19 protein-coding genes are annotated in these 20,558 nt (G+C 49.1%); 12 read left to right on the forward strand and 7 right to left on the reverse strand.

The annotated features are described in order from the left end of the window. The first annotated feature begins 1 nt into the window (after window position 1). From AJE_RS00635 to AJE_RS00660, 6 genes are all read left to right on the forward strand, one after another. Entirely contained in the window at window positions 2-646 is a 645-nt protein-coding gene (locus tag AJE_RS00635) for a bifunctional 4-hydroxy-2-oxoglutarate aldolase/2-dehydro-3-deoxy-phosphogluconate aldolase (RefSeq protein ID WP_008949207.1), read from the forward strand. A gap of 131 nt (window positions 647-777) precedes the next feature. After that, entirely contained in the window at window positions 778-2,376 is a 1,599-nt protein-coding gene (locus tag AJE_RS00640; RefSeq protein ID WP_008949208.1) for an ABC-F family ATPase, read from the forward strand. 177 nt (window positions 2,377-2,553) lie between these two features. Then, window positions 2,554-3,021 (forward strand): Dps family protein, encoded by a 468-nt coding sequence (locus AJE_RS00645; protein WP_008608545.1) that lies wholly within the window; start codon window positions 2,554-2,556, stop codon window positions 3,019-3,021. 223 nt (window positions 3,022-3,244) lie between these two features. Then, window positions 3,245-4,690, forward strand: a complete 1,446-nt coding sequence (nhaD, locus tag AJE_RS00650) for a sodium:proton antiporter NhaD (RefSeq protein WP_008949209.1) — start codon at window positions 3,245-3,247, stop codon at window positions 4,688-4,690. A 233-nt stretch (window positions 4,691-4,923) separates the two neighbouring features. Beyond that, window positions 4,924-5,769, forward strand: a complete 846-nt coding sequence (locus tag AJE_RS00655; RefSeq protein ID WP_008608542.1) for an HDOD domain-containing protein — start codon at window positions 4,924-4,926, stop codon at window positions 5,767-5,769. Window positions 5,770-5,823: 54 nt separating this feature from the next. Beyond that, on the forward strand, window positions 5,824-7,521 hold the full coding sequence (locus AJE_RS00660) for an NAD-dependent malic enzyme (protein WP_008949210.1): 1,698 nt from the start codon (window positions 5,824-5,826) through the stop codon (window positions 7,519-7,521). A 21-nt stretch (window positions 7,522-7,542) separates the two neighbouring features. Here AJE_RS00660 and AJE_RS00665 read toward each other — a convergent pair whose 3' ends face one another. Then, window positions 7,543-7,800 (reverse strand): cell division protein ZapA, encoded by a 258-nt coding sequence (locus tag AJE_RS00665; RefSeq protein ID WP_008949211.1) that lies wholly within the window; start codon window positions 7,798-7,800, stop codon window positions 7,543-7,545. After that, on the reverse strand, window positions 7,797-8,003 hold the full coding sequence (locus AJE_RS00670) for a hypothetical protein (RefSeq protein WP_008608539.1): 207 nt from the start codon (window positions 8,001-8,003) through the stop codon (window positions 7,797-7,799). The genes AJE_RS00665 and AJE_RS00670 overlap by 4 nt, the downstream gene beginning before the upstream one ends. 244 nt (window positions 8,004-8,247) lie before the next feature. Here AJE_RS00670 and AJE_RS00675 point away from each other — a divergent pair, with 244 nt between their 5' ends. Next, window positions 8,248-8,685 (forward strand): OsmC family protein, encoded by a 438-nt coding sequence (locus AJE_RS00675; protein ID WP_008949212.1) that lies wholly within the window; start codon window positions 8,248-8,250, stop codon window positions 8,683-8,685. Here the strand turns inward: AJE_RS00675 and AJE_RS00680 are convergent. Beyond that, window positions 8,667-11,651, reverse strand: coding sequence for a ligand-binding sensor domain-containing diguanylate cyclase (locus AJE_RS00680; protein WP_237709271.1), 2,985 nt, complete (start codon window positions 11,649-11,651; stop codon window positions 8,667-8,669). The two genes, AJE_RS00675 and AJE_RS00680, sit on opposite strands and share 19 nt — an antisense overlap. A 235-nt stretch (window positions 11,652-11,886) precedes the next feature. On the opposite strand from AJE_RS00680, the gene AJE_RS00690 reads away from it, so the two are divergent. Together AJE_RS00690 and AJE_RS00695 are read left to right on the forward strand one after the other, a co-directional pair. Then, window positions 11,887-12,864, forward strand: coding sequence for an endonuclease (locus AJE_RS00690; protein WP_039925312.1), 978 nt, complete (start codon window positions 11,887-11,889; stop codon window positions 12,862-12,864). A 66-nt stretch (window positions 12,865-12,930) separates the two neighbouring features. Continuing rightward, window positions 12,931-13,590, forward strand: a complete 660-nt coding sequence (locus AJE_RS00695) for a tellurite resistance TerB family protein (RefSeq protein WP_008608533.1) — start codon at window positions 12,931-12,933, stop codon at window positions 13,588-13,590. Window positions 13,591-13,624: 34 nt separating this feature from the next. On the opposite strand, the gene yghU is transcribed toward AJE_RS00695, so the two are convergent. Continuing rightward, window positions 13,625-14,461 carry a glutathione-dependent disulfide-bond oxidoreductase gene (gene yghU, locus AJE_RS00700; protein ID WP_008608531.1) on the reverse strand — a complete coding sequence of 279 codons (837 nt, stop codon included), beginning with the start codon at window positions 14,459-14,461 and terminating at the stop codon, window positions 13,625-13,627. A gap of 150 nt (window positions 14,462-14,611) precedes the next feature. Here yghU and AJE_RS00705 point away from each other — a divergent pair, with 150 nt between their 5' ends. From AJE_RS00705 to AJE_RS00715, 3 genes are all read left to right on the forward strand, one after another. Further along, complete coding sequence (locus AJE_RS00705) at window positions 14,612-15,697, forward strand: phospholipase A (RefSeq protein WP_008608530.1); 1,086 nt, start codon at window positions 14,612-14,614, stop codon at window positions 15,695-15,697. Between the two features lie 327 nt (window positions 15,698-16,024). Further along, window positions 16,025-17,110 carry an AI-2E family transporter gene (locus tag AJE_RS00710; protein ID WP_008949216.1) on the forward strand — a complete coding sequence of 362 codons (1,086 nt, stop codon included), beginning with the start codon at window positions 16,025-16,027 and terminating at the stop codon, window positions 17,108-17,110. A gap of 8 nt (window positions 17,111-17,118) precedes the next feature. Next, window positions 17,119-18,279 carry a GNAT family N-acetyltransferase gene (locus AJE_RS00715; RefSeq protein WP_008949217.1) on the forward strand — a complete coding sequence of 387 codons (1,161 nt, stop codon included), beginning with the start codon at window positions 17,119-17,121 and terminating at the stop codon, window positions 18,277-18,279. A gap of 35 nt (window positions 18,280-18,314) precedes the next feature. On the opposite strand, the gene AJE_RS00720 is transcribed toward AJE_RS00715, so the two are convergent. The 3 genes from AJE_RS00720 to AJE_RS00730 form a co-directional block, all read right to left on the reverse strand. After that, window positions 18,315-18,914, reverse strand: a complete 600-nt coding sequence (locus tag AJE_RS00720; RefSeq protein WP_008608527.1) for a DUF938 domain-containing protein — start codon at window positions 18,912-18,914, stop codon at window positions 18,315-18,317. A gap of 16 nt (window positions 18,915-18,930) precedes the next feature. Continuing rightward, window positions 18,931-19,662, reverse strand: coding sequence for an SGNH/GDSL hydrolase family protein (locus AJE_RS00725; protein ID WP_008949218.1), 732 nt, complete (start codon window positions 19,660-19,662; stop codon window positions 18,931-18,933). A 140-nt stretch (window positions 19,663-19,802) separates the two neighbouring features. Beyond that, window positions 19,803-20,246 (reverse strand): hypothetical protein, encoded by a 444-nt coding sequence (locus AJE_RS00730; RefSeq protein WP_138984169.1) that lies wholly within the window; start codon window positions 20,244-20,246, stop codon window positions 19,803-19,805. Between the last annotated feature and the right edge of the window lie 312 nt (window positions 20,247-20,558).

Here is a 20,558-nt window from a genome sequence, read left to right on the forward strand (position 1 = left end):
TATGGCATTTATGAATTGGCAGTTACAACCGTCAGTGTTGTTTGCAATGGGCCCGGTAGTACCGGTTATCGTGATTAAAGATTTAGCCGACGCCGTACCAATGGCCAAAGCCTTACTAGCGGGTGGCATTAAAGTATTAGAAGTGACATTGCGCACGCCGGTAGCGCTGGAAGCCATTAAGCTTTTAGCAGAGCAGGTGCCGGAGGCGGTCGTTGGCGCTGGTACCGTGACCAATCCGGAACAACTGGCCCAGATTGTCGCTGCTGGCGCCAAGTTTGCAATTAGTCCGGGCTTAACCCGTGAGCTACTGCAAGCCGGCAAAGAGGCCAGTATTCCGCTGATCCCTGGTATCGCCAGTATCTCTGAGCTGATGGAAGGCACAGGTTTGGGTTATACCCATTTTAAATTCTTTCCGGCGGAAGCCGCCGGTGGCGTGAAAACGTTAAAATCGATTCACGGTCCTTTCGCTGACATCCGGTTTTGCCCAACGGGTGGCATTAATGAACAGAACTTCCGTGAGTATCTGGCTCTGCCCAATGTCAGTTGCGTCGGCGGCTCCTGGATCGTACCTGACAGCGCGGTAGCCGCTAAAGACTGGGCAAGGATCACTGAGCTGACCGCCAAGGCCGTCGCTGAAGCGCTCTAATGTAATACAGTTTAACCAGCAACGGGCCTTATCTGGCCCGTTGTGTTTTGCTGGCGCACTAACTTTGAGTTTTTCCGCATAACAGCGTATGATACGCCCCTTTTTTCCGGCAGCAACAATAGGTTCCCGCAGTGATTTCTACCAATAATGTAACCATGCAGTTTGGCGCTAAGCCGCTGTTTGAAAATATCTCCATTAAGTTTGGTGACGGTAACCGTTATGGCTTAATTGGCGCCAATGGCTGCGGTAAGTCAACCTTTATGAAAATTCTGAGCGGTGAGCTGGAGCCTACTGCCGGTAATGTCTTTGTTGAGCCGAATTATCGTGTTGCCAAATTACATCAGGATCAGTTCGCTTTTGAGCAGTACTCAGTGATTGATACCGTGATTATGGGCCACGCTGAATTGTGGGCGGTGAAAGCCGAGCGGGATCGGATCTATGCGGATCCGGAGATGTCAGAAGAAGACGGTATGCGCGTCGCAGACTTGGAAGTTGCCTTTGGTGAAATGGACGGCTATTCCGCCGAATCACGTGCCGGCGAACTGTTACTGGGTGTCGGTATTCCGATTGAACTGCATTATGGCCCGATGTCAGCTGTCGCACCGGGTTTTAAGCTGCGGGTACTATTGGCCCAGGTGCTGTTTGCTGATCCGGATATTATGTTGCTGGACGAACCGACCAACAACCTGGACATCAATACCATTCGCTGGCTGGAAAACGTATTGGCCGAGCGTAACTCGACCATGGTGATTATTTCGCACGACCGGCACTTTCTAAACAGTGTTTGTACTCATATGGCTGATCTGGACTTTGGTGAGTTGCGGGTTTACCCGGGTAACTACGATGAGTATATGACAGCGGCGACACAGGCGCGGGAGCGTTTATTGGCCGATAATGCCAAGAAAAAAGCGCAGATCGCTGAGTTGCAGACTTTCGTTAGCCGTTTCTCAGCCAATGCCTCTAAGGCCCGTCAGGCCACCAGCCGCGCTAAACAGATTGATAAGATTAAGCTAGAGGAAGTAAAAGCGTCCAGCCGGGTTAACCCCTTTATCCGCTTTGAGCAGCAAAAAGGCCTGTATCGTCTGGCATTAGAAGTCGAAGGGCTAACCAAAGGCTTTACTGAACACAAGCTGTTTAAAAACCTGAAACTGACGGTGGAGGTGGGTGAAAAAGTGGCGATCCTCGGTACCAACGGTATTGGTAAATCGACGCTGTTAAAATGCCTGGTTGGCGATCTAACACCAGAAAGCGGCACCGTAAAATGGTCAGAAAACGTGAATATTGGCTACTATGCGCAGGATCATGCGCATGATTTTGCTGAAGATATGACCTTATTTGACTGGATGAGCCAGTGGAAACAGCCATCTGATGATGAGCAGGCAATCCGTGGCATTTTAGGCCGCTTATTATTCTCTCAGGATGAGATTAAAAAATCCGTGAAGGTGTTATCGGGTGGTGAGCAGGGCCGGATGTTATTCGGTAAGCTGATGTTACAGCGGCCAAATATTCTGATTATGGATGAACCGACCAACCACCTGGATATGGAATCGATTGAATCCCTGAACCTGGCACTGGAAAATTACAAGGGCACTTTACTATTTGTCAGCCATGACCGCGAATTTGTGTCTTCGCTGGCCAGCCGGATTATTGAAATCACTGATCAGGAAGTGCGTGATTTCGTCGGTAGCTATGACGAATACCTGGCAAGGCAACTGGCCTTACAAGCCTAATATCAATTAGCTGACTTCCCGTTACCAGACAACCCCTAAGCCAGACTTAGGGGTTGTTTTTTTTATTTTCAGGCCCCAGATCAATAAACGTAAATAAAACTTAATTCAGAAATTCAGGTAGCTATGCTATTTTTTAGCTATTGCTTTTTATACCTGAACAAATAACGGGAGTGTCGAATGAAGATTAATATCGGTATTGATGAAGAGCAACGTAAAGCCATTGCCCACGGTTTGTCTGTATTGTTGGCGGATACCTATACGTTGTACCTGAAAACCCATAATTACCACTGGAACGTGACCGGCCCGATGTTTCAGACGCTGCACACCCTATTCGAAACCCAGTACAATGAGCTGGCGTTGGCCGTTGATGAAATCGCCGAGCGTATCCGTGCGCTGGGCGAATTTGCACCAGGCTCTTATAAAGAGTACGCCAAGCTGACCAATCTGAAAGAAGCGGATGGTATTCCAGCCGCAGAAGAGATGATTAAAGATCTGGTAAAAGGTCAGGAAGCCATTGCCAAAACGGCTCGCTCTATAGTGCCGGTCGCCGATGGTGCCTCAGATGAGGTAACCCTGGATCTGTTAACTCAGCGCATGACAGTGCACGAGAAAAATGCCTGGATGCTGCGTAGTCTAATCGCTTAAGCACAATATTAACGTTATCCTATCCAGATAAAACAGGGAGCCTTGACTCCCTGTTTTCTTTTTAAGCAACTCTGTACCACTTTGGTCTAATTCTGCATTTTATCGTGGTATTTTTGCCATTCATCTGACATTCTTAGCGCCCGGATGTGTTACCATCCGGCCGCCCAGCCTACGGGCAACTTACCCTCAACTAAATTTGTGCAAAAAAGTAACAGGTTTAATCATGCGAACGTTAAGTGTTTTGTCCTGCTGTGCCGCGCTGTTGCTGGCCAGCCCCGCCGCCTTGGCAGCGGCAGCTGGTGAGCTATCCCTGACGTCTTCAACTATCGGTTTTATTTGTATCGCCATTTTTGTGCTGGCTTATGCGCTGGTGATGGGCGAAGAAAAATTGCATATGCGCAAATCAAAACCGGTGCTGGTTGCAGCAGGTCTGATTTGGATCCTGATTGGTTGGGTCTATGTGCAAAATGGCATGCCAAACGTGGCCGAAGATGCTTTCAGACATAACTTGCTCGAGTTCGCCGAGTTAATGTTATTCCTGCTGGTCGCGATGACCTATATCAATGCCATGGAAGAGCGCCGGCTATTTGATGCGCTGCGAGCCTGGATGATTCGCAAGGGCTTTAGCTATCAGAACCTGTTCTGGATCACCGGCTTTTTATCCTTCTTTATCTCGCCAGTAGCCGATAACCTGACCACCGCTTTGTTGATGTGCGCAGTGGTAATGAAGGTAGCCGAAGGAGACAAACGCTTTATTAACCTCTGCTGTATTAATATCGTGGTCGCAGCCAATGCCGGTGGTGCCTTTAGCCCCTTTGGCGATATTACGACGCTAATGGTCTGGCAGGCGGGGATGGTGAAATTTCAGGAGTTTTTCGTGCTCTTTATCCCGTCAATGGTCAATTTCCTGATCCCGGCGGCGATTATGAGTTTCTTTATTGAAAAACGTAAGCCTAATGCCATTGAAGAAGATGTGGAGTTAAAACGTGGCGCAATCCGTATTGTCTGCCTGTTTTTATTTACTATTGCCACAGCTGTTGCCTGTCATACCTTCCTGCATCTGCCACCGGTACTGGGTATGATGATGGGCCTGGGCTATTTGCAGTTCTTTGGTTATTTCCTGCGTATGACGTTACCGGGTTCGCTGGCCCGTAAACGCGCTATGGCAGAGCGGGCGGGGGATATGGAACGTTTACGGCGCTTAGGTGGTGTGGTGCCCTTTGATGTATTCAGTAAGGTGCAACGCGCTGAATGGGATACCTTACTGTTTTTCTATGGTGTAGTGATGTGTGTTGGCGGCCTGGGCTTTCTGGGCTATCTGGCCGTGATGTCCGACCTGCTATATAGCCAATGGGGCCCAACTAATGCCAACGTTGCCTTAGGGGTGATCTCCGCCGTAATTGATAATATTCCGGTGATGTTTGCGGTGTTGACGATGCAGCCAGATATGTCACATGGCCAGTGGCTGCTGATTACACTTACCGCAGGCGTTGGCGGAAGCCTGCTGTCGGTTGGCTCTGCTGCCGGGGTGGCATTAATGGGCCAGGCCAGAGGCATGTACACCTTTGCTGGCCATTTGAAATGGGCTCCGGTAATTGCGCTGGGTTACATCGCCTCGATTTTCGCACATCTGTGGCTAAACGCCAGCTTGTTTGACGTATACGGCTGACGCTATTCAGTCGCTGGCTTGATCCGAAAAACGCAGTCTCTGGTGGCTGCGTTTTTTATAACGGGGTCTATCCAGTGCGGCTGGCGAAAAAACTACTAAGATTTTTCCGGAAAACCTTGTAAAATCCATCACAACAGCGACACTTAGTAAAAAGGTGTTCGTAGCAGCGTGGTCATTTTACATCAGGCGCTGTTTTACTCAGTCGGTAGGTTGTGACAACCGGAGAAGCTAAGATGAATGCGTTACAATATGCGCAGAATGTAGTAGAGCTATTTTCTTTACCTGACAGTTATTTCCGGGTGCGGGAGTTGATGGAATCCGATACGGCGAGTTTGGATGATATCGCTGAAGTTATCTTATTAGACCCGGTGTTGACATCAAAGTTATTAAAGCTGGCTAATTCAGCAATTTATCGTTTACCCTATCAGGTAGATTCTGTCAGTAAGGCTCTGCTAGTTCTTGGAAAAACTCAGGTTTATAATTTGATCCTGAGTATTGGTATCAGCTCCGCCTGTAGCCAAATAAATTGCACCGCTATCGATTTAGAGCGCTTTTGGGAGCAAAGTGTCAATGCTGCCTTAATTGCAAAATACCTTGCTACCCATATCAGCCTTAAATCCGCCGATCGCACCTATGTATCTGGCTTATTACATAACATTGGCGAGTTGGTAGTGGCTCAGCAAAATGCTGAGATAGCAACTGAGTGTCAGCAATACAGTTCTGAGATAAAGCCCTGGCAGTTGCAACAACGCAAATTAGGTTTTACTTACGCAAGTTGTGGTGCAGAGTTGTTGCATCTTTGGCAGCTGCCTGATGCGATTGCAGATCCCGTTGCATTGCAGCACAACAGTCAATACGAGGCAAGAAGTCCGGAGGATCTCATTGTTTATTTAGCAGTGAGATTGGCACTGGCCAATCAGCATCCAGAATTGTATAGCATCAAAACGCTGGTTGATCCTTTCTTATTAGAAACACTGCAGTTAACTCAAGCAGATTTACTTAAAGCCATCGACTTCTGCAATACTGAAGGGTTATTTGTATTATCCGTTCTTAACCCCCGGATAAGTACTATCTATTAATGTCGTCTTTATAGCCGGTTGTGCCGGCTTTCTTTTGGTTATTCGGATCACATCATGTCTACAAGCAATTTGTCGAAAAGACCTCTGTATACTGGCTATGCAGGTTCGGCCTTACTTGAAACGCCACTATTGAACAAAGGAAGTGCTTTCTCAGCACAGGAGCGTGCCGCCTTTAACCTGACAGGTTTACTACCGCCCCGTTATGAAACCATCGAAGAGCAGGTGAGCCGCTGTTATCAACAATATCGGAGCTTTGAAGATCCGATTAATAAGCATATTTATTTGCGCGCTATTCAGGATAATAACGAAACGCTGTTTTATCGGTTGGTGCAGCAACATTTGGAAGAAATGTTGCCCATTATCTATACGCCGACGGTCGGTGACGCCTGTGAACAGTTCTCCGATATTTATCGCAGTGCCCGTGGGCTCTTTATTAGCTATGAAGACCGCTATAATCTGGATGACGTGCTGCGTAATGCAACGAAAAGCAAAGTCAAAGTCATAGTGGTAACAGATGGTGAACGGGTGCTGGGCCTGGGTGACCAGGGCATAGGCGGTATGGGTATTTCTATTGGCAAACTGTCGCTCTATACCGCTTGTGGCGGTATCAGCCCGGCCTATACCTTACCCGTGATGTTAGACGTTGGTACTAACAACGAAAAATTACTTAAAGATCCTATGTATATGGGCCTACGGCAACCGCGGGTTGGGCAGGAGGAATATAATGAGTTTATTGACCTCTTTATTCAGGCGGTAAAACGGCGTTGGCCGGAAGCCATTATTCAGTTCGAAGATTTTGCCCAGCCCAATGCGATGCCGATTCTGCAGCGCTATCGTGACAGCGTGCGCTGTTTTAATGATGATATTCAGGGTACTGCTGCAGTAACGGTAGGGACCTTGCTTGCGGCTTGCCGTAGCAAAGGTGTGCCATTACATCAGCAAAAAGTGGTATTCGTCGGCGCTGGCTCTGCAGGCTGCGGTATCGCCGAGGCGATTATTAGCCAGATGGTGGCAGAAGGTTTAGCTGAAGCTCAGGCGCGTAGTCAGGTGTATATGGTTGACCGCTTCGGACTGCTTACCGATACCATGCCGGATTTACGTGACTTCCAGCAAGCTCTAGTGCAAAGCAGTGCGCAAATTGCCAGCTGGAGCTTTAGCGGTGACTATCCAAGCCTGTTAGACGTAATGCATTGTGCTCAGCCTACCGTGTTAATAGGGGTATCTGGTCAGGCTGGATTATTTACTGAGCAGATTATCCGCGCGATGAAAAAGGGCTGTGCCTTGCCGATTATTTTTCCATTAAGTAATCCGTCACGGCAGGTAGAGGCAACACCAGAGCAGGTGATTGAGTGGACAGAGGGAGACGTGATTGTTGCGACCGGTAGCCCCTTTAAGCCCGTTCATTATCAGGGGCGTGAATTTCTGATCACCCAGTGTAACAACAGCTATATTTTCCCGGGTATCGGTTTGGGGGTAATAGCCGCAAACGCCAGACTGATTTCAGACGAGATGTTGCGTGCTGCCAGTGAAACCCTGGCAGCGAATTCGCCTCTGGCTAACACCGGAACAGGGGGCTTGTTACCGCCTTTTACTGAGCTCGCTGCGTTAAGTAAAAGGATTGCCTTTGCTGTCGCTAAGGTCGCGATGCAGCAGGGCCTGGCGCTGGAGCTGGACGACAATGCGCTGCAACAAAAAATTGAAGATAATTTCTGGCGACCGGAGTACCGTAATTACCGCCGCGTCAGCAGTTAATAGTAATTTTACTCCCAGGGCTTAGCCCTGGGTGCTTGTTTGGATTGCTTTGAGTAAATTGGCCAACGTGGCTTGTTGTTGTTTCATTTCAGCCAATACATTTACCGCTGTCAGCATAAGTAATTGGTCACGACTGGCCAGCGGTTGCTGTGTAGCCTGTAAGGTTATCCGCTGTTCTAATTCGCTGGCAACCTGCTGCAATACTAACTCTAAATCCGACTCAGCCTTAAAACGGTAGTGTCGCCCGGCGATGGTAATACTATAAGGTCGAACACTCATTGAGGTTGTTGAGTAAGCTCAGTTAACAATTGCGTCATTTGCTGAGCGAGCTTTGCCTGACTGTCGTCTTTCTCCATCATCTCCAGTTGTAACAGCTCGTGCTGTTCTTGTAAGTTATTTAACTGTTGTTGTAATTTGATATTCTTACTGATAAGTTCTTTTACTGCATCTTGCAGCTGGTCAAATAATGTGACAGTGCTCATATCGATTTCCGGCCCTTGAAGAAAAGGCGCTACACTAATAAAAGCCGCAACGGAATACCAGTTTTAACGGAACATCCACTACTGATCGCCGGATTTATACTCAAATCATCTAACTTTCAATGTTAAATCCGACTCCAAGGGGCAATGCAGCCAAATTGCAGACCAGCCATAGTTTTGATCTGGAACAGCATTTTACTTGAGAATTGGCTTTATATTAGCGCAGAATAAATTAAAGGGGTTTAATATGCTTAAAACTGTTAGTGTTGAAAGTGTCATGCAGGATGGCTTTGCCGTAGCGGCCCGGATCGGTGAGCACCAGCTGATGATTGATCAGCCTGTTACAGCAAAAGGGACTGGGTTGGGGCCGACGCCCTTGCAGATGTTACTTTTTGCCGTTGGCGGCTGTATTGCCACTATTGGCCGGATTGCCGCCTTTCAACAGAAAATCGCACTACACGGGATGCGGATCACCGTCGAGGGGGATTATGACCCAGATGCGCTGATGGGCAAGGCGACGACCGAGCGGGCAGGCTTTCAGCAGATCCGGATCCTGGCTGAGATTGACGCCGATCTGTCGGTGGAGCAGAAGCAACGCTTTCTTGATGAAGTATGCGCCCGCTGCCCGCTGCATGATAACCTGCTAACGGGGACTCAGGTCGCGCATCAATTGGTGAGCAGCTGAGTCGGCTTTGCGATAACGGCCTGAGCGCGACCACGATGCTTGCCCTGATAGAGGGCGTCGTCGGCAAGTTTTACCCACTGTTCGAGCGAACTGCAACTGACGGGTAGCTGCGCTATGCCGAAAGTCGCGCTCAGCTTTAATATGGCGCCCTGGTATGAGCAGGGCTCCTGCTGCATCTCTCGTAGTAAGGCCTCACAAAATACTTTGGCATCACTTGCTGTACAGTCCGCCAGAGCCAGAATAAATTCTTCGCCTCCCCAGCGCCCAGTCAGATCGCTGCCTCTCGCCCTTGTACTTAGCTTAGCAGCGAAATGCTGCAGGGCGGCATCACCTGCGGCGTGACCAAACTGGTCATTAATGCTCTTGAAATAATCCAGATCAATTAACACCAGGCTAAGAGATTGCTGACTGCGTTGTAACTGTAAACGTAAACGTTGAAAGTGTTCCGTAAAACCGGCGCGATTTAATAACCCCGTTAGCTCATCATGATCAGCTTTGTTTTGCAGTTGTTGTGCTAACAATTCAAGCTCCTGCGTTCTGGCACTAACCAGGCCGGCCAGACGTGCGTTGCGTCTTCTTAAATTAAGCTCTCGCAGATAGACACTTAATAACAAGGTAGTTAGGAAAACGACAGCAGAGACAATCCATAAGTAAGGTGAATACCACCAGGGTGCAGCGACCTGAATTTGGATTCGCAATGGCTCTGCGGATTGGATACCCTGACTATTCTGGCCAATCACTTCTAACAGGTAATTGCCGGGAGCTAAGCCTAAATAACGTAATTCGCGGTTACGGGTTGCGCTACTCCAGTTCGATGAAAACCCTAGCAGACGGTATCGGATAGTGTTTTTGTCTGGTTCACGGTAGTCCAGAACTGAGACACCGATCACCAATTCCCGAAAGTTAGCCGGTAACGCAATTTGCGTCTGATTAACAGGATAATGCCGGGTCTGATCTCTGCCATCGATTTCAACCTGGCTCAGCGCGACTCTGGGCACAGGCATATACTCGGCCTCTATATCAAATTTGCTATTGGCGACCCCCATAGCGGTACCCAGCAAAAAGCTGCCGTCGGGTAACAATAGATGGGCATTACGCTGCATCGTCAGATCGGGTAGGCCATCATTCAGACTATAACTGGTAAAACGTTGGCTGTGCTCATTAAAGCGGGCAGGACCATGATTAGTCAAAGCCCATAACCGTTGTTGCTGATCGAGGAAGGCGCCGGTAATAAAGACACTTGGCAGTCCTTGCTCGGTTAAAAATTGTGAACTGCTGCCGCTTTGTAGATCAAGGCGCCACAGCCCATATTCGGAGCAAAGCCAAACTATTGTTTCAGCGACAGGTAATACACAATTAAATCCTTCAACCAGATTGGCGACACCGGTTTCTACCTGGTGCCAGCTTTGCCCGACAGGTCTTTTATACAATCCGGAGTAACGGGTTGCTGCATATAGATTGCCGCTTTGATCAGTGACGATCTGATAAATCTGGTCGCCGCTGTTTGTCGCCAGGTTAGTCAGGCTAATAGTCGCCTGCTGCGTTTGCGGTTGCCAGCGAAGTAGACCCCGCTGCCAAACCCCCAGATAAAAATCGCCGTCAGTAGAGATATGAAAGGCAGTAATAGCGCCCGGAGGAATACCTGCCAGCTCAAAAGGCGTCAGCTCTGGTCTAAGCCGGCCATCCTGCATTTGATATAAGCCACTGTCTGTCGCCAGCCAGAGCGAGCCGTCAGGCTGCGAAGCAAATTGATAAATTTTGCGAATATTATGTTGTTGGCGATACAGAACCTGATGCCACTGGTTGCTGGCATGCTCCAGCCAGATTAAGGCACCGTGTGCGGCTATCCAGATATTACGTTGCTGGTCCTGATACAGGGCACTAATCAAACGACTTGCCGCCTGTTGCAGGGGGCTCGGTAGTTGACTACTCAAGGGTTGAAAAGCCCGTTGTTGCGGATTACCGATAAAGAGTCCCTGATCCCGGCTACCTACCCAGAGTTGGCTGTCGGCGTTTTCATAGAGGGTTCGGACATCGACATCCGGCAGATAATTAAAGCCCTGACGATTTTTAATCCACTGCTTAGCCTCGGTATCATATAAAAATAATCCTTCGGTGCTGCCGACCCATAAATAATTATCCGGACTTTGATAAAGTACATTTACTCGGGGAGAGGCGACTTGCGCCGGCATTTCCAGACGGGCAAAACAGTCACAGCCGGAATGATACTGATAAACCCCCGTGGCCGAACTGGCCCAGATACCCGAGCTAAAATGCTGAATAGCGCGTACTTCACGCGCTCGTTCAAGGATATTTTTTTCCGGTTGCGGCAACAGATAGCGTTTTACCTGCTGCTCTGTATTAAGCAGCACTATGCCGTCAGCGGTGGCAAACCAAAGACCTTCAGCCGATTCAGTGATCCACCAGATCCGGTTCTTATGCAATGGATGTTCGAGCTCCGGCGCCGCATAACGCTTGATCTCCCTGGGGTTAGCTAAATCAATATAGTTAACCCCCGCGACAGTACCAATCCATAAACGTTGCTTGCTATCCAGAAATAAGGTTTGTACCCGATCAGATGCCAGCGCGTCAGGATCGCCACTATCGGCCCGGAAATTGTACTGAACATCGTTTGCAGCAGCGAGATAGGTTAAACCATGACCCCAACTGGCCATCCAGATAGCGCCATTATTCTCTAATACAAATTTATTGACATTTTGCCGCCGTAAACCACTTTCTGCGACACTTAGCCAATTAACGCTTTCGCTGCCATCAAACCGTAACAGTCCGTCGCTGTCCGTTGCCAGCCACATAAAGCCATGCTGGTCCTGAGTGATGTGATAAACCGAAGACTGTCGGGCGGTCAGCTTATCGGTAGGTGGGCTAAACACATAGTCTATGTCTGCAACAGCACTGAAACAGCATATCGCCAGTAGAAGTAGCAAGGGTTGCAACAACTTTGACATCAGACCCGGACTAATATTATTTGAGCGTATTCAAGTTATACCTGTTTTAATAAAAAAGCACAATCTGACCTTGGTCTGGCGTCAGGTTAAGCAGATCGCAAGCTTTAATCTGCAAGGTGTTTACTGTTAAGATCAGGGTTGGCGGACAAATTGGGTTCGCAACAGGATCAAAGTCAGAACAGGCCGGTTTTGACTTGCAGTCATCAGAGCGTCCACGGCCGGCGCGGTAGTTGTTGTGATCAGATACGTTTTGCTCGTTATTCTGCTGCTTAGCATTAGCAGTCCGGTATTTGCCAATCCAGGCAATTTTGAACAGGCCAAAGTTACCCTCAAGCAAATTTATCAGGGCCATGAACGTACCTTTTATTGCGATTGTGCGATCAGTTGGGTTGGACGCAGTGGTGGTCGGGTTGATCATCAAAGCTGTGGCTTCGAAGTCTATGCGCCCCGGGGTACCCCTAGTGAGGCAACGCTGGCCAGAGCGGCTCGTTCAGAAGTGGAGCATATTATTCCGATCTCCTGGGTGGGGAAGCAATTAAAATGCTGGCAAAACGGCGGCCGTAAGAACTGCCAGCAACAGGATCCGTTATTTAACCTGATTGAAGCTGATCTGTTTAATCTGACCTATGCCGTAGGACAGATCAATGGTCTGCGGGCCGATCTGCCCTTTGGTATGGTTGGGCAAGAATTCAGCGGTCAGTTTGGCCGCTGTGATATCCGGATTGATACCAAACAGCGTAAGGTTCAGCCCAAGGCAGATATCCGCGGCGATATTGCGCGGGTGGCGTTTTATATGGCCGATCGCTACAACCTGAAATTAAGCCGCCAGGATCAGCAAATGTTTCTGGCTTGGCACAGTCAGGATCCGGTTTCAGAGAAAGAGCGGCAGATCCACCAGCGCACAGCTATGCAGACCGGGCGTAATAATCCTTTTGTAACCGGTGAAAAAAGCTGGCAGCTAGGCTTTGCTACCAGCGGCATTGGCTTAACCGCTGCCGGTTGGGACAACCGCAACGACACGCAGGTTGCCAAAGTGGAAAGCAGCAGCAAAGTGACAGGTCCAATCCATGCTAACCGCAACTCCAAAATCTATCACCGGCCGGATTGCCCCAATTATCAAAGTATGGCGCCAGCAAACCGGGTGATTTTCCAAACCATATCTGAAGCCGAGCAACAGGGCTATCGGGTGGCGGCGAATTGTCCGGCAATATAAAAAACAGACCAAGGAATTAATTTACCGCCGTAAGCTCTAAGCAAAATCTTAACTAAGGAGCCGGCTATGCTAAATAAAGATTTTCTTAACAAATTACTGAGTAATGGTACAGGGCTGACTGGTGCACCGGGCACCGGTGGTAGCATCAATGACTTATTAAAAGGTCGGGCCGGTGCTGCCGTAGCCGGCGGCGCACTAGGGTATTTGCTGGGAAGTAAAAAGGGCCGGCAACTCGGAGGCAAGGTGCTAACCTACGGTGGCCTGGCCGCGCTTGGTGTACTGGCTTACAAGGCCTATGGTAACTGGCAGCAGCAACAGGGAAATCAGCCAGCAAGCAGCACAGCGGCCGAGCTGCATACTGAAAGCGGTTGCCGTGCCATTCTGGTCTGCTTGATTGCTGCTGCAAAAGCGGATGGTCATATTGATGAGCGTGAGCTACAGCTGATTGAGCAGGAAATCAGCAGACTGACCACGGATGCCGGGATCCGGCAATTTGTTGATGCTGAACTGAAAAAACCACTGGATCCGGCCGCGGTGGCAAGATTAGCTACCTCAGAACAACTGGCTGCCGAGATGTATATGGCGACCTTGCTGGTGATCGATGAAGAGAGCTTTATGGAGCGTAGCTATCTGACCGAGTTGGCCAGACAGCTAAAGTTACCGGAAAGCTTGCAGCTGGAGCTGCGGCAGCAAGTTAAGGCTGCGGGCCAATTGGTAGCCGGATAAACGAAAAAGTAGGCGCCACTGCCGGCGCCTACTTTTACAAACCGAAGGGCGCAAAATCAGCCGTGCTGTGGCGTTCAGCCAGACCTGGTGTATCACCAAAGTTACGGTTTACCAGATAGCCGCGTTTTACCGCCGGACGTGCGTCCAGTTGTTGTGCCCAGCGCAACACATGCTGGTAGCTGCCGACATCCAAAAATTCAGCTGCATCGTAAAGCCGGCCCAATACCAGGCCGCCATACCAGGGCCAGATTGCCATATCGGCAATGCTGTATTCGTTACCAGCAACAAAGGGCTGGCGCGCCAGCTGCTTATCCAGCACATCCAACTGACGTTTGGTTTCCATAGCATAGCGGTTGATCGGGTATTCGTATTTTTCCGGCGCATAGGCGTAAAAATGACCAAAGCCGCCGCCAACAAAGGGGGCGCTACCCATTTGCCAGAATAACCAGTTCATCACTTCAGTTCGGGCGCCAGGCTCAGTGGGTAAAAAGGCCTGAAATTTTTCTGCCAGATACAACAAAATTGAGCCAGATTCAAATACCCGGATGCCGCGGTCACGGTCAAATAATGCCGGAATTTTCGAGTTAGGATTCAGTTCGACAAAGCCACTGCCAAATTGCGCACCGTCTTTGATGCTGATAAGCCAGGCATCATATTCAGCCGCATGACCGGCAGCTAATAACTCTTCCAGTAAGATTGTGACTTTTATGCCATTGGGCGTCGCCAGTGAATAAAGTTGCAGCGGATGTTCGCCAACGGGTAAAGGCTGCTGGTGAGTAGCGCCGGAAACCGGGCGGTTGATACTGGCAAAGGCGCCGCCATTTTCAGACTGCCATTGCCAGACTGCGGGTGGGGTATATGAGGTTGTCATCCTATGCTCCTGTGATCTGTATTTATTCTAAATCGGGCCGATATTGATAAACTACAAGGCCATTAAGACATTTTTTACACTTCAGTTCAGCTATTTGTCATTTTTATCCCGTACACTAAGTTAGTTTGAGATCGCTACAGGGAGTAATTTATGCAGAGATTAATTGCTTTGGCCGTCGCCTTGGGTATTGTTAACCCGGCACTGGGCGCTGAGGCGGAGCAACGTCTGGAACAATGTTTAGCCCTTGCCGATCAGCAGCGACTCAGTTGTTATGACGATATAGTCAAAGCCATGCAAAAGCAGCGTTTACTGGCTGAGCGACAGCCAGTAACGGCGGTTGCCCAAACTGTAGCAGAACAGCCCGATACGACGGACGCCGAGCCAGTCACAGCTGCGCCGGTAATTCCAGTTGCTACCATCCTACAAAGCTTGTGGGAACTTACCGAACAGGATAAACGCGGCACCTTTCGGGTGCGTACCTATCAACCTAACTTTATTTTGCCAGTGCATTACAGTAGCGGTGTAAACCGCCAACCGGCAAGTCCAACCCGCAGCGGTGCCGAGCTACAGGAAAACTATAAAGATATTGAAACCAAGCTGCAGGTATCACTTCGGGCGAAAATTCTGGAAGACTGGCTATTGCCCAATGCCGATCTCTGGTTCGCCTACACCCAGACCTCAATGTGGCAGCTGTGGAACTCAGAAGATTCGGCACCTTTTCGTAGTACCGACTATCAGCCGGAGGTGGTTTATGTAATCCCGACGGCTGAGTACTTAGGCGCTTTGCCCTTTGGCTGGCGGTTACAGATGCTGCAATTTGGTTTTGTGCACCAATCTAATGGTCAGAGCGAGCCGTTATCGCGCAGCTGGAACCGCTTTTATACCGCCGCAGCGTTCGAGCGCGAGCAGGTTGGACTTCTGCTGAAGTTTAATAAACGGGTTGCTGAATCATTGTCGGAAGACGATAACCCGGATCTGACAAACTTCCTGGGCAGTACCGAGCTACAACTGAACTGGCTACCGGGCAGTGCCACCGCTTCGTTAACCCGCAGAATGAACTGGCAGGATTTTTCCAAGGGCTCCTGGCAGCTGGATTTGACCTATCCAATCAATAAGCAACAACCCGATGGTTTACGGCTGCATTTACAGCTATTTTCCGGTTACGCCGAGACCTTGCTGGATTACAATCACCGGCAAAATAGTATAGGCTTGGGCGTGATGTTATTTAACTTTTAACTGTCAAACGACGATGAAGTGCCGACACACACGGCCAGTGCTGTTAGGGCGTGTTGACGTTTGCTGCTTAGATTTTGTTCACACTGGCGGCGCTTTGATCGCGAAACGAGGAGCGCAGTTTAGTTATTCTAAATAAGTGACGAGTGACAAAGAGCAAAGCGTCGCCAGTGCGAACCCTTCGGGCAGCGTTTGGCTGGCGTTTCTACTGCGTTATCGCTTGTTCATGTAGAATAACTACACATCACAAGCTCTGCCTTGTATAAACACCAGCCAAACAGCTGCAAAAATAAGCAGCAAACGTCAACACGCCCTAGAAAAGGATTTACCATGCCTGCGAAATTTACCATCGAATCCCGCCATTATTTACTGATCCTGGCGCTGCTATTGGCTTTGTATGGCAGCTATCTGCTGGTGGCACCTTACTTAGGCGCTATTGTGCTGGCCTTTGTCTTATCATTGCTGTGTTATCCGGTACACCATTGGATAGGTAGCAAAATGCCAACTAAACCCAACCTGGCGGCAACCTTGTCCTGTTTGCTGTTGGTGCTGGTGATCCTGGTACCCGCCAGCCTGGTGTTTGCCGCTCTGGTGCAACAAGGGTTGCTGGTTACCAAACAAATCTATCTTTGGCTGGGTCAGGGCGGGGCTGAGCAATTACTGCAGCATCCTTATCTGCAACAATTACAGGCACTGGCGGCTGATAAGCTCCCCGGCGATCTCTTAACACCACGGCAGATTATTGAACGTCTGAGCGAATTTGCTGCCGGCTTTAGTAAAGAGTTGTTAAACCTGAGTACCAAGATGCTTGGCGATCTGACCGGTCTGTTATTCAGCTTTGTCTTGATGTTGTTTGTGCTGTATTTCTTATTACGCGATCACGATAAAATTGTGGCCGCTATTCAGCATTACATTCCGTTATCCCGCTCGCAAAAAGATGCCTTACTAAGCGAAGCCAAGTTGGTAGCACGCTCAGCAGTACTCGGCTCAGTGCTGACTGCTATTGCGCAGGGGCTTGCTGGCGGTATTGCCATGGCCATAGTCGGTTTTCCGGGATTATTCTGGGGCACGATGATGGCCTTTGCCTCCTTTATCCCGGCGGTAGGCACAGCGCTGATCTGGCTGCCGGCCAGTTTATATTTATTCTTTACCGGTGATTGGGGCTGGGGACTCTTTCTGGCTGGCTGGGGCGTGTTAGTGGTGGGCTCGATAGATAATGTCCTCAGACCTATTCTGATGCAGGGTAGCTCTAATATGAGCACCTTACTGATTTTTCTGGCCCTGCTCGGTGGTATCCAATTATTTGGTTTAATTGGCGTAATTTACGGCCCGATTATTTTTGCGCTAACGCTGGTATTACTGCGGCTTTATACCATCGAGTTTAAAGACTTCCTGGCGCAGCAGGATAAAAGTTAAGTCTGAGTATGACAGATGATGGTTTAAAACCGGGCTGGCTGCACTCGGTTAACGATATTGCCAAACCCGACTGGCAGGCATTATTTGATAACGCTCACCCTTTTAGTCGCCAGGCTTTTTTAGCGGCGCTGGAACAAGGTGGCAGTGTTGATGGTAATAGCGGTTGGCACAGCCAGCATCTTGCCGTTTGGCAAGGCGAGCAGTTGGTTGCCTTAGTACCTGGCTACTTAAAAACTCACTCTTATGGCGAGTATCTGTTTGATTGGCAAATTGCACAGGCCTATCAGCAATTGCCGTTACCGTATTATCCAAAATGGGTAGCGGCGCTGCCTTTTACGCCGGTGACCGGGCCAAGGCTTGGCATGCGGCAAGGCACTGATCAATATGCGGTGCTACACGTGGTTTGTCAGTTTCTAAAAGCTGAGCTAAACCAAGGTAAACTACATAGTGTGCAGTGGCTCTACCCAGAGGCTGAGCTAGCTACGTCCTTAGCGGAGCAGGGGCTATGGCTTAGATATGATGTGCAATTTCTCTGGCAGAATAAGCATTACAAAGATTTTAACGACTTTCTGGCTAGGCTGAACTCGCGCAAGCGCAAACAAATTGCTAAGGAGCGCGCCGCCTGTACCGGACTTAGCTTGCAAACTCTGACCGGTGAGCAGCTTACCGATAACCACTGGCGACAATTGATCCGTTGTTATCAGGCCACCTACCTTAAACGTTCCGGCCATCACGGCTATATCACGCCACAAAGCTTTCAACTAATGGCGAAAACAATGGCGACACAGATCGTAGTATTTGCGGCTTTTGACTCGCAACAACCACAGCAGATTGTTGCTGCCGCACTCTGTTTTCGGGGTAAGGATGCGCTCTATGGCCGTTACTGGGGCGCGTTGGAACACAATGACTATTTGCATTTTGAGCTTTGTTACTATCAGGGTATTGAGTATTGCATCAAGCAGGGATTATCGTTTTTTGATGCCGGTGCTCAAGGTGAACATAAGCTTAAACGCGGTTTTGCGCCGGTATTACGCTATGGTGCCTACCGTTTTGCTGATACGCCGTTATCAGCTGCGATCCAGGGCTATTTCAAACAAGAGCAGCAGCATTTGCAGCACTATCTTCAAGCTGCAGCAGCGGCCTTGCCCTACAAAGCTCTGGTTAAATAAAGCTCCGGTTGAATAAATGGGTATTGAAGCAGCGGCTAGCGTTTAAACCAGAGTAGCCGGTTATTTGCCGGCATCGCGATATCCTGCTGTAGCAAAAAACCTTCTGCCGCCGCCAGTTGCAGAATGTCTTCGCTATGGCGAATACCCATCGCCGGATCCCGACTTTTTAAGCTGGCATCAAAAGCCTGGTTACTGGCGCTGGTGAATTCGCCTTGATAGTTAAAAGGCCCATAGATACATAGCGTTGCTTCTTGTGCGGCAAATTCATCTAAGCGCCTAAACAGGCGCTTAACCAGTGGCCAACTGATAATATGCAAGGTATTGGCAGTAAAAATACCATCAAATCGCTGCTCGGGCGTGCTGTCATCGCTGATATCCAGTGCCAATGGTGGCGGTAAATTGGCTAGCGCCGCACGGCGGATCCGTTCAGCCAGTGCCGGTAAATTGCAGTGCTGATCGCTGCTTTGCCAGCTAAGGTGAGCTAGCTGACTGGCGAAGTAAACCGCATGCTGGCCAGTACCACTGCCGATTTCCAGTACCTGCTGGCAATTGGCAAAAGCCTGATTTAATACCGACAGAATAGGGGACTTATTATTTTCACAGGCTTGCGAGTAGGGTAGATCGCTATCATTCATCGTTATCACACTTATCTTAGGTTTGCTCACAGTCTGTAGCAGCGGTTTCCAGTAGTAATTGCGCCCAAAGCGCCGCACCTTTTGCTGAAGGATGAAAGCCGTCTGCTGCCAGCAGCTCCGGGCTTAACGGCAGCTTAGCATCAACCATTACTGCATTGGGCCAATGGGCTAGCTCTTGCGTTAAAACCTTGTTTAATAGTCGCGCCTTCAACCCAAGCCACTGATTTAACGGCCAGGGTAATGCGGTAAACTGCTGCATCGGTGGTATGGCGCTGATAATAATCTTCGGCGACTGAAATCGTGTGCTAAGCAATGTGAGTAATTCCCGACACTGCTCGCGGTACTGTCGATTTCCGGTCAGATCAGTGACATTATTCACGCCAATCGAAACATAGATCTGATCAAAGCGTTGCTCTGGCAGACCTTGCAGTAATTTAACCAGCCCGTTACAACAAAGACCGCTTTGTGCGACTAATTGCCATTCTACTGAGTTCGCAACCGCTAACGCCCGGGTAAGATAGCCTGCCAGCGCTTGTTGCTGCGAAGCGATACCGGCACCGGCTGCCGCCGAGTCACCGCAAATCAAAACTCTTAATACAGATTGTTGTGCAGCATTGCTTGCAGCAATACTGCCAGCTCTGTCACCAGTGGCTTCCGGTAACCGCACAGCCAGCTTGCGCAGGCGCTTGCCTTGCCAAAGTAATAATGGCCAAAGCAGAGCAGTGACCAAGTACCAAAATACCTGCATATAAGCTGTTCTCAAAACTCGCTATAAATCCGAAGTTAGGATTATAACACTAAATCTATCAAATACAGTTACTTAGACATTTCCAGCATTTAATACATTTAACATAATATACAATGAAATCAGGGGCTTAGCCCCTGTTTTTATTCCTGCGTCAATTCTAACACTAACCGATTTAAATAGTCAGCAGTATGACGAAGCATTTTTAGCTGGGTACCGGATTGGAGATCCTTTAGTTTTTGCTTAGCTTTCTGATATTGCCTGGCGTTTTGTTCAGCTGACCACTTGTAGCGCCAGAGCATGGTTATATCACCCGGTGAGCAAACACCGTGGGGCGTATGTAAGATTCCGTCCTTGTCGATGCGGCAGAACTGCCAGGCACCGGTAAGGGGTAGGTAGCCTCGGTAGTGTACCGTTAGGTACCGGTGAGCAACCAAGGAAGGGTTGTTGGTTTCATACCAGCGCTTTGCGGTTTGCTCTGACACGCCAAAGAACTCCGCCGCCAGCTTGTGTTTTTTCGGCCATACACCGAAACAAGCTACGTACATCTCAGCAAACTCTGGCAGCACCTGCTTTTTTAACTGCAATTTCACCTTAAAACTCCATTTCTAACCAAATTTGTGTAAATGAAGTGTTAATATTTGCATGAAAAACGAGCAATTATCAAATTTAGGAACATTTTGAAAATTCGGCCGAAAAATTCGGAAAAAACCTTTTCATGTCAGCACCTTAAAGAGCGAAAAAGCCTAGATTTGTGGGGCGTCCGGGAGGGGTGGTTTTCCGCATAGTGCGGAGAGAGTTGGGATGTAATAGGGCCCAACTCTGGCTCACGCTGATGCGATTCGGGTCCCTTCCCCAGAGGGGGCCCCTTCCCGTATCGCATCAGCTTATACCACAGT

Origin of the sequence: Alishewanella jeotgali KCTC 22429, assembly GCF_000245735.1 — a bacterium.
Taxonomy (GTDB): Bacteria; Pseudomonadota; Gammaproteobacteria; order Enterobacterales; family Alteromonadaceae; genus Alishewanella; species Alishewanella jeotgali.